Annotated in this window: 11 protein-coding genes; 3 read left to right on the forward strand and 8 right to left on the reverse strand. The window is 74.1% G+C overall.

Annotated elements, in window-relative coordinates:
* Window positions 1-1,343: LCP family protein (locus tag ACFV04_RS42425; RefSeq protein WP_380536448.1), on the forward strand; the 1,343-nt coding region annotated here is incomplete at its 5' end.
* A 145-nt stretch (window positions 1,344-1,488) separates the two neighbouring features.
* On the opposite strand, the gene ACFV04_RS42430 is transcribed toward ACFV04_RS42425, so the two are convergent.
* From ACFV04_RS42430 to ACFV04_RS42445, 4 genes are all read right to left on the reverse strand, one after another.
* Window positions 1,489-2,094, reverse strand: coding sequence for a hypothetical protein (locus ACFV04_RS42430; RefSeq protein WP_360266179.1), 606 nt, complete (start codon window positions 2,092-2,094; stop codon window positions 1,489-1,491).
* A gap of 242 nt (window positions 2,095-2,336) precedes the next feature.
* Window positions 2,337-3,128: an arylamine N-acetyltransferase gene (locus ACFV04_RS42435; RefSeq protein WP_380536450.1), complete on the reverse strand. Its 792-nt coding sequence runs from the start codon at window positions 3,126-3,128 to the stop codon at window positions 2,337-2,339.
* Between the two features lie 165 nt (window positions 3,129-3,293).
* Entirely contained in the window at window positions 3,294-3,788 is a 495-nt protein-coding gene (locus ACFV04_RS42440; RefSeq protein ID WP_360266173.1) for a peptidylprolyl isomerase, read from the reverse strand.
* A gap of 71 nt (window positions 3,789-3,859) precedes the next feature.
* The gene (locus ACFV04_RS42445; protein WP_380536452.1) at window positions 3,860-4,969 is read right to left on the reverse strand and encodes an alkene reductase; all 1,110 of its coding nucleotides are present in this window, start codon (window positions 4,967-4,969) and stop codon (window positions 3,860-3,862) included.
* 124 nt (window positions 4,970-5,093) lie between these two features.
* Here ACFV04_RS42445 and ACFV04_RS42450 point away from each other — a divergent pair, with 124 nt between their 5' ends.
* Window positions 5,094-5,471 (forward strand): MerR family transcriptional regulator, encoded by a 378-nt coding sequence (locus ACFV04_RS42450; RefSeq protein ID WP_380344029.1) that lies wholly within the window; start codon window positions 5,094-5,096, stop codon window positions 5,469-5,471.
* A gap of 68 nt (window positions 5,472-5,539) precedes the next feature.
* Here the strand turns inward: ACFV04_RS42450 and ACFV04_RS42455 are convergent, their stop codons facing one another.
* Complete coding sequence (locus tag ACFV04_RS42455) at window positions 5,540-6,196, reverse strand: class I SAM-dependent methyltransferase (protein ID WP_360266168.1); 657 nt, start codon at window positions 6,194-6,196, stop codon at window positions 5,540-5,542.
* A 71-nt stretch (window positions 6,197-6,267) separates the two neighbouring features.
* On the opposite strand from ACFV04_RS42455, the gene ACFV04_RS42460 reads away from it, so the two are divergent.
* On the forward strand, window positions 6,268-6,864 hold the full coding sequence (locus ACFV04_RS42460) for an NAD(P)H-dependent oxidoreductase (RefSeq protein ID WP_380536454.1): 597 nt from the start codon (window positions 6,268-6,270) through the stop codon (window positions 6,862-6,864).
* 144 nt (window positions 6,865-7,008) lie between these two features.
* Here the strand turns inward: ACFV04_RS42460 and ACFV04_RS42465 are convergent, their stop codons facing one another.
* The 3 genes from ACFV04_RS42465 to ACFV04_RS42475 all read right to left on the reverse strand — a co-directional run.
* On the reverse strand, window positions 7,009-7,476 hold the full coding sequence (locus tag ACFV04_RS42465) for a GNAT family N-acetyltransferase (protein WP_380343914.1): 468 nt from the start codon (window positions 7,474-7,476) through the stop codon (window positions 7,009-7,011).
* Window positions 7,477-7,607: 131 nt separating this feature from the next.
* On the reverse strand, window positions 7,608-8,474 hold the full coding sequence (locus ACFV04_RS42470; protein WP_380536456.1) for an oxidoreductase: 867 nt from the start codon (window positions 8,472-8,474) through the stop codon (window positions 7,608-7,610).
* 177 nt (window positions 8,475-8,651) lie between these two features.
* Window positions 8,652-8,739: acyl-CoA dehydrogenase family protein (locus tag ACFV04_RS42475; protein ID WP_157846636.1), on the reverse strand; the 88-nt coding region annotated here is incomplete at its 5' end.

Here is an 8,739-nt window from a genome sequence, read left to right on the forward strand (position 1 = left end):
CCCCACCGGGGTCGGGCTGCGTCGAGGGCATTAACACGTGGCTGGTGGGCGGCCCGGGGGGCGGCGGGAACCCGTACGGCGGCACCGGGGGCGGCGGCTCGGCGGCCGAGCCGCCGCTGCCGGCCTCGCTGAACCCGCGCGGCCCGGGGTCGTCCGCGCCCGCGCAGCCGGCGCAGCCGGGGCCGTCCCGGCTCGGCGGCGTCCCGCAGCAGGGGACCGGCGCGCCGGGCACCCGGCCCGGCGGTCCGACCGGTCCCGGGCGCCCGGACGGGCCGAGTGGTCCCGGCGGCCCCGGAGGCCCCGGTGGCCCGGGCGGGCCCGGCAGTGCCCGGCCGGCCGGTGCGCGGGCCGGGCGCTGGCCGCGGCGGCGGATCGTCAAGTGGTCGGTGTTCGGTCTGCTGATCGCCGTCATGGTGACCGCCGTCTCGACCTGGTTCTGGGCCGACTCCAAGCTCAACCACGAGAACGTGCTCGCCGACTACCCGGGCCGCCCGGCCGCGGGCAAGGGCACCAACTGGCTGATCGTCGGCTCCGACAGCCGCCAGGGCCTCACCGACTCCGAGCAGGACGACCTGCACACCGGGCACGACACCGAGGGCAAGCGCAGCGACTCGATGATGATCCTGCACGTCGGGGACAACGGGAACACCCTGATGAGCATCCCGCGCGACTCCTGGGTGCCGATCCCCGAGCACGCGGGCAGCAACGGCAAGCCGGTCAAGGGCACCTCCGCGAAGATCAACTCGGCCTTCGGTGCCGGGGGCGGCCGCCTGCTCGTCCAGACCGTCGAGCAGAACACCGGCATCCGCATCGACCACTACGCGGAGATCGGCTTCGCCGGCTTCGTCGGCGTCGTCGACTCGATCGGCGGCGTCGAGATGAAGATCGACCAGCCCGTCAAGGACAAGGACTCCGGCCTCGACCTGCAGGCCGGCGACCAGACCCTCACCGGCAAGCAGGCCCTGGCCTTCGTCCGCCAGCGCCACCAGATGGCCGACCAGGACCTCGGCCGGATGCGCAACCAGCAGAAGTTCCTCGGCGCCCTCGCCCACCAGGCCGCCTCCCCGGGCAACCTGCTCGACCCGTTCACCTTCTACCCGCTGGTCGACTCGGCGCTCGGCACCCTGATCGTCGACGACGACTGCGGACTGACCGACCTCGGCTCGCTCTTCCTCGCCATGAAGGACGTCAACGGCGGCAGCGGCAAGAGCATCACCGTGCCGATCGGCAACCCGGACTACCGGACCAAGACCGGCGAGTCCGCCGTGCTGTGGGACGCCAACAAGTCCAAGCAGGTCTTCGACGCCTTCAAGAACGACACCGCGGTGCCGGACGTCAAGTGAGCCACGGCCCGGTGGGCCGACGCCGCCGCCTCCCGGACCACCCGGTCCGGGAGGCGCTCGCGTTCCGGCCGCCGTCGGATCGCCGTCGGGCCGCCCCCGGCCGTCTCCCGGATCGGGCCGTCTCCCGGCCGGCGCGGGCCCGGGACTATCCCGGCTCGGGCCGGCCGGCGTACGGCAGCAGGCCCGTGCCGCACTCCGGGAAGCGGACCAGCCACTCCCCCTCGCCGCCCGCGGCCTCGGTCGCGCCCGAGTAGCCGTAGTGGATCGGCTGCCCGTCGCCGCCCAGCCAGCGGGCGTGCGCCAGCTGCACCGACAGGGCGGCCGGGCGGTGCGGCGCGGCCTGTTCCAGCACCAGGACGTGCTCGGTCTCACCGGGCCTGAAGATCACCGCGGTCTCCGTGCTCGGCCGGCGGGAGAAGACGCGCGCGCCGTCCGTCCAGTAGGCGGCGACCGTCACGGCGAGCGTGCCGTCCAGGCTGCCGGTGTCCGGCCGGACGTACTCCTCGTCGGCGACCCAGCGCGCGTGGTGGCGGGTCTCCTCCTCGTCCCGGCGCTCGTCCCAGCGCACCCAGTAGCCCGCGACCCGTTTGACCGTCATGCCCTCGCGGACGACCCGGACCGCGAACCGGGCCGGGCCGACCGCTTCGAAGGAGGCCGCCGGTTCGCCGGAAACCGGTTCGCAGGAGGCCAGGGAGACCACCGTCACCTGCTCGTACGTCACCTCGCCGTCGTCGGCGCTCTGCTCGATCATCGGTGAACCACCTTGCCGGAAAGTCGAGTTCGGTCGCGGCACGACCCGCTTGCGAGGAGCGTAGGACGACGGCGACGACGGCCGGTGGATTGACCGGTTCCGCCCCCGCACGGTCGCGCGCCCGGCTACCCTGCCCCTCCCGCGTCCCGGCCCGACCACCCGCCCGTCCACGACCTCGCCCGCACCCGCGCCGGTCCGGTCCGGTCCGGTCCGGCTCGGCTCGGCTCGGCTCGGCCTCAGTCTCAGCCTGGCAGCCGGTCGAGCGCGATGCCGAAGTGCTCCCGGTAGGCGGTCAGCGTCTCGGCGGCCGTGAGCTGCCGCTCGGAGCGGGTGCCGTCGGGCGCGGTGCGGATGAGCCGGGTGGCGCTGAGCGTGGTCCGGCCGCCGTCCTCGGTGAGGACGGAGCAGGTGGTCGAGCGGGTGAAGTGCGAGTCCGGCGAGGTGCTCTGCCACCAGCAGGTCGGGGCGAAGTCCGCGAGCGGGTACGGCCGCGGGTCCAGGCGGTACTGCGGGGCGCCGTCCATCCGGACGTCCAGCTCGCCGTGGGCGCCGTACGGGACCACGGTGAACGTGCCGTGCGGGTCGGACTGCGGGCCCCGCTCGTCGAGGCGCAGCGGGAGCCGGCTGAACCGGCCGAACCCGACGTCCGCCAGCCAGGGCTCGTCCAGGTCGACCCGCAGCGCGAGGTGGTCGAACGGCGGGCCGGGGCGTTCCCCGTCGAAGACCCGGCCGGCCAGCAGGCTCACCCGGTAACCCAGGGAGCGCAGCAACTCGGCGAACGCACCGTTCAGTTCGTAGCAGAACCCGCCGCGCCGCCGGTCCACCAGCTTGGCCACCAGGGCCGCCGGGTCCAGGACGACGGGCTCGCCGAGGTGGATGCTCAGGTTCTCGAAGGGGACGGCTCGGAGGTGGGCCTGCTGCAGCCGCGCCAGTTCCCGCGCCGAGGGCTCCCCGGGGTCCGGCACGCCGATCCGCTCCAGGTAGGCCGTCCGCGCCGCAGGCGCCAGTTCCTCGTACGCCTTGTCGTGGTCCATCCGCCCATTCCAGCCGGGCCGGGGGCACCGGGCCAATCGGTCCTTGGGCTTAGGTCCCGTCACCCCGGGCGGGCGGGCGGCCGCAAGCGCCACCGCCCCGGAGTGGGAAGTCGGCGGATCCGACGTCCCACTCCGGGGCGGTACGCGTGCCGGGGGCAGCGTTGACTACTTGACCTCGCCGGACTTGGCGATCTTGATCGTGGCCGAGGTGCGGCCGCTCTGCGAGCCGAGCGACTCGATCTTCTTCACCAGGTCCATGCCCTCGACGACCTCGCCGAAGACGACGTGCTTGCCGTCCAGCCAGTCGGTCACGATGGTGGTGATGAAGAACTGCGAGCCGTTGGTGTTGCGGCCGGCGTTGGCCATCGACAGCAGGCCCGGGCGGTCGTGCTTCAGCTGGAAGTTCTCGTCCGCGAACTTCTCGCCGTAGATGCTCTTGCCGCCGGTGCCGTTGTGGTTGGTGAAGTCACCGCCCTGCAGCATGAAGGACGGGATCACGCGGTGGAAGCCGGAGCCCTCGTAGCCGAAGCCGTTCTGGCCGGTGGCCAGCTCGCGGAAGTTCTGGGCCGTCTTCGGGACGACCTCGTCGAACAGCTTGAAAACGATACGGCCGGCCGGCTCGTCGTTGATGGTGATGTCGAAGAAAACGTTGGAACTCATGCAGGGATCATGGCACGAGCGGCCCGCTCCCGCGCGGTACCCCCGGAAAGGAGCGGGCCGGGGACGCCGTGTTATCCGGCCCGCCGGCCCGCCAGCGCCGGGTAGTCGGTGTACCCCTCGACTCCCCCGGTGTACATCAGCCCGTCACGGAGCGGATTGAGCGGCGCACCCGTGCGCAGGCGCTCGACCAGGTCGGGGTTGGCGAGGAAACCGCGGCCGAAGGAGATCAGGTCCGCGCCCGCCGCCAGCAGCCGCCCGGCCGCGGCCAGGCCGCCGTCCTCGGGCAGCGGCCCGCCCCAGCCGAGCGCCGGGTTGGCGATCAGGGTCCCCGGCCAGGACTTGCGGAGCTCCCGGAAGACGGCGTCCTGCGGGTCGGCGAAGACCACGTGCAGGTAGGCGAGGCCGTCGTCGGCGAGCTCGCCGGTCAGTGCCCGGTAGATCTCCGCGGTGTCCCCCTCCTCCATGCCCTGGCCGGTGAAGCCGGGCGAGACCCGCAGGCCCACCCGCTCGGGCCCGATCTCGGCCGCGACCGCCCGGACCACCTCGACCACGAAGCGGATCCGGTTGGCCACCGGGCCGCCGTACGCGTCGGTGCGCCGGTTGGTGTTCCGGGCGAGGAACTGGTGCAGCAGGTAGCCGTTGGCGCCGTGCACCTCGACCCCGGCGAAGCCCGCCTCGACGGCGTTGCGGGCGGCGGACGCGAAGTCGGCCACGGTCTGCCGGATCTCCGCCGCGGTGAGCTCCCTCGGGACGACGGCCTCCCGGTGCCCGCTCGGCGTGTGGACGGTCCCGGGCAGGGCGACCGGGGAGGGCGCGACCGGGTGCAGGCCGCTGTTCTCCGGGTGGCCGATCCGGCCGCCGTGCTGGAGCTGCAGGAACATCCGGCCGCCGGCCGCGGCGACCGCACCGGTCACGGTGCGCCAGCCGGCCACGTGCTCGGGGGCGTGGACGGCGGGGATGTCGGCGTACGTCCGGCCGACCCGGTTGGGGGTGGTGGCCTCGGCGACGATCAGCCCCGCACCGGCGCGCTGCGCGTAGTACTCGGCCATGACCGGCTGCGGAACACCGTCGGCGCCGGCCCGGGTGCGGGTCATCGGGGCCATCACCAGGCGGTTGGGGAGGCGCAGCGGGCCCAGGTCGGCGGGCTGGAAGAGGCCGGCGGTCTCGGTGTTCGTCGTCATGCCGGAACCGTAGAAGCTAACATCCATGTCAGGTTCAAGGCCCTGCGAGGCGACGCCCCTCCGGGGCAGGACCCCCTCGGGCCACGGAACGTCGCGGCTCGGATCGGATGACGGGGTGGACGGCATGCGGATCGGCGAACTGGCCCGGCGGACGGGCGTGAGCGAGCGCTCGCTGCGCTACTACGAACAGCAGGGCCTGCTGGTCGCCCGGCGCACCGCCGGCGGCCACCGGGAGTACCCGGAGGCGGCCGTCGACCGGGTGGTGCACATCCAGGAACTGTTCGCGGCCGGGCTGCACAGCCGCACCATCTACAAGATCCTCCCCTGCATGCGGGACTCCGACGGCGGCCCGAGCGAGACCGCCACCCCCCTGCTGGTCGAGGAACTCGCCGCCGAGCGCGAACGGATCGACCGGACGATCGACGACCTGCTGCGCTCGCGCGAGGTGCTGGACGAGGTGATCGCGACCGCCTCCGGGCAGCCGTCCACCGAGGCCGCCTAGGTCAGGCCTGGGGCCCGGGTCCGGACAGGGCCTGGGTCCGGGTCCGGACGGCGGCTACGGGCGCCGGGCTACCGACCGCCGGGCTTGCGGGCCAGCAGGTAGGCCTGCCTGCTCTTCTCCTCGCCGTCCGGCTCGCGAACCGTACGGGAGGTGACCGGCAGGCCCGCCCCGCGGGCCAGCTCCTCGACGTGCTCCGGCCGCAGCCGACGGAAGTCCAACGACACCGGGTGGCCGAAGGGCCGCTCCAGGTGCAGGGGCTCGTCGCCGACCTGGAAGGCCAGCAGCAGCCGGCCGCCGGGGGCGAGCACCCGGGCGAACTCGGCGAACACCTCCGGGAGGCGCTCCGCCGGTGTGTGGATGATCGAGTACCAGGCCACCGCACCGGTCAACTCGCCGTCCCGGAACGGCAGGTCGAACAGCGAGCCGACCTCGAACGGCACCTCCGGGTAGGCCGCCCTGGCCAGCTCGACCATCCGCGGCGAGAGGTCGATCCCGCGCACGTCCAGGCCCAGTTCGTGCAGGTGGTGGGTCACCCGGCCCGGGCCGCAACCGAGTTCGGCCGTCCGGCCGTCCGGGCGCTCGGCGCGGACCAGCTCGGCGAAGAGCGCCAGCACGGCCCGGTCCGTCGGCATGGTGTCCATCGCGTCCCGGAAGCGGTCGGCGTAGTCGGCGGCGATCGCGTCGTAGAACGCCCTGGTCGTGGTGAGGAAGTCCGGCTCGGTCACGGTCCGGGACCCTACCCGCCGCCCCCTGGACGTAACATCGCCATCGCCAACCAGCGGGAGGGGAACGGACGATGAGCACGATCGGGGTCTACCTGGCGCATCCGCGGCCGGGCAGTTTCAACCACGCGCTGTACCGGGCCGTGGTGGACGAACTGCGGGAGCGCGGCTGCGAGGTACGGGCCCACGACCTCTACGCGGACGGCTTCGCGCCGCTGCTGACCGCCGAGGAGACCGGCACGGTGGACTCCGCGGAGGAGACCACCGACCACCGGCTCGCCCTGCACCGCGCCGAAGTGGCCACCCTGGACGCGCTGGTGCTGATCCACCCCAACTGGTGGGGCATGCCGCCCGCCGTCCTGGCCGGCTGGGTGCAGCGGGTGCTGGCCCCCGGCGTCGCGTACAAGCTCGGCACGGCCGACGGCGAACCGGCCGGGCTGCTGCGGGCCGGACGGGCCCTGGTGCTCAACACCTCGGACACGCCCGAGGCCCGCGAACGCGACGAGTTCGGCGACCCGCTGGAGCGGATCTGGGCGGCCTGCGTGCTGCCGTACGTCGGGGTCACGGACGTACGGCGGACGGTGTTCCGCACCGTCACCGACTCCTCCGACGCCCTGCGGGCCGAGTGGCTGCGGCAGGCGCGGGAGCAGGCGGCGGCGCTGCTCGACTGAGGCCGACGGCGGAACGGCCCGGCCGCAGACCGTGCCGGCGGGCGGGCCGTACCGGCGGGTGGGCGGCGGTGAGCGAACGGCGGTGAGCAGGCGGCGGTGAGCAGGCGGCGGTGAGCAGGCGGCGGTGAGCGAACGGCGGCGGACCTAGAGGTCCAGCTCCGCCACCGTCTGGTCACCGCTCAGCTCACCGGTCGGCCGGAACCCGAGGCGGGCGTAGAACTCCGCCGGGCCGTTCGGGCCGGGCACGTACGTGACGGTGGCGCGGGTGCCGCCGCGGCGGCGGATCTCCGCGCACACCTGCTCGACGGCGAAGCGGCCGTAGCCGCCGCGCTGCGCGTCGGCGTCGACCAGCAGGCGCCACAGGCCGGAGCGGGGGCGGTCGTCGGGCCGCTCCGGGTGGAAGCGGACGTCGAAGAAGGCCATCACGAAGCCGACCGGCCTGCCGTCGTCCAGGACCAGCCGGGGCCAGGCCGTCTCCCCGTACGCGTACGCCTCGGCCAGCGACTTCACCACCGGCGCGACCAGGTCCTCCTGCCCGGGGCGTACCCGCAGGGCGAGGGCGGCGTCGATGTTCCCGGGGGTGATGGGGGCCAGGCTCAGCGTGGAGGACATGGCGGGCAGCCTACGGAGCGGGCCGCCCGCCGTCGCACGGTTTTCCCCGGCCGCGGGCCCTCAGGCCCGGGCCGGGGAGGGCTCCGTCGGCGCGACCGCGGCCGGCACGGGCCCCGCCGCCGTCGTGACCGTCACTCGCCGGCCGGGAAGTCGGTGCCGCGTCCGACCGCCGCCCAGGCCTCGGCCTCCTGCCGCGCGCCGTCCAGGTTGCCGAGGACGGCGTCCACGGCGTCACTGCCGAGCGCGAGCCGCAGCGGGGTCCGCTCGGCGTCCAGGGCGGCCAGGATCGCCGCGGCCGCCCTCGCCGGGTCGCCGGGCTGCTTGCCGTCGGAGTCCGGCAGGCCGGTGCGGACCGGGCCGACCACCGGCTCGTACGCGGCGATCGGGGTGGTGTGGGCGAGCGCGCCGCCCCCCGCGAAGCCGGTCCGGAACGCGCCCGGTTCGACGACCAGCACCTTGATCCCGAACCCGGCGACCTCCTGGGCGAGCGCCTCGGACAGCCCCTCCAGTGCGAACTTGGTGGCCGAGTAGGCGCCCACGCCCGGGAACGAGAAGCGGCCGCCCATGCTGCTCATCTGCACCACCGCGCCCGAGCCCTGGCTGCGCATGTGCGGCAGCACGGCCCGGGTGAGCGCGGCCGGGCCGAAGAAGTGCAGTTCCATCAGGTCCCGCAGTTCGCGGTCGGTGTACTCCTCGACGGCGCCGATCAGGCCGCGCCCGGCGTTGTTCACCAGGACGTCGATCCGTCCGTGCCGCCGCACGGCCTCCGCGACGACGGCGGGGATCCGCTCCTGGTCGGTGACGTCCAGCCGGACCGGGATCAGCCGGTCCGGGTGGGCGGCGGCCAGCTCGGCCAGCGTCTCGGGGCGCCGGGCGGCCGCGACGACGGTGTCACCGGCCGCCAGGGCGGCCTCCGCGATCGCCTGCCCGAAGCCCGAGTTGGCGCCGGTGACCAGCCAGACCTTGCCGGCGGGGTGCTGCTCGGAGGTGTCGCCCATGATCCGTGATCTCCCGCGATCGTCGTGCGCTGCCTGTCAGTTGACGATCATTTATGACACCGGACGGGGGGATCCGTCCAGGACGGTTCGACGCCGGACGAACGACGGCCCCGGACCGCGGACGGGCGATCGGGGGCCGTGCGGAGCACCTGGACCGCGTGCCGCGGCCGGGCCGGGTTACGGGAGGTTGCGGGCCATCACGATCCGCTGGACCTGGTTGGTGCCCTCGTAGATCTGCGTGATCTTCGCGTCCCGCATCATCCGC

This window comes from Kitasatospora sp. NPDC059599, from assembly GCF_042735125.1.
Taxonomy (GTDB): Bacteria; Actinomycetota; Actinomycetes; order Streptomycetales; family Streptomycetaceae; genus Kitasatospora.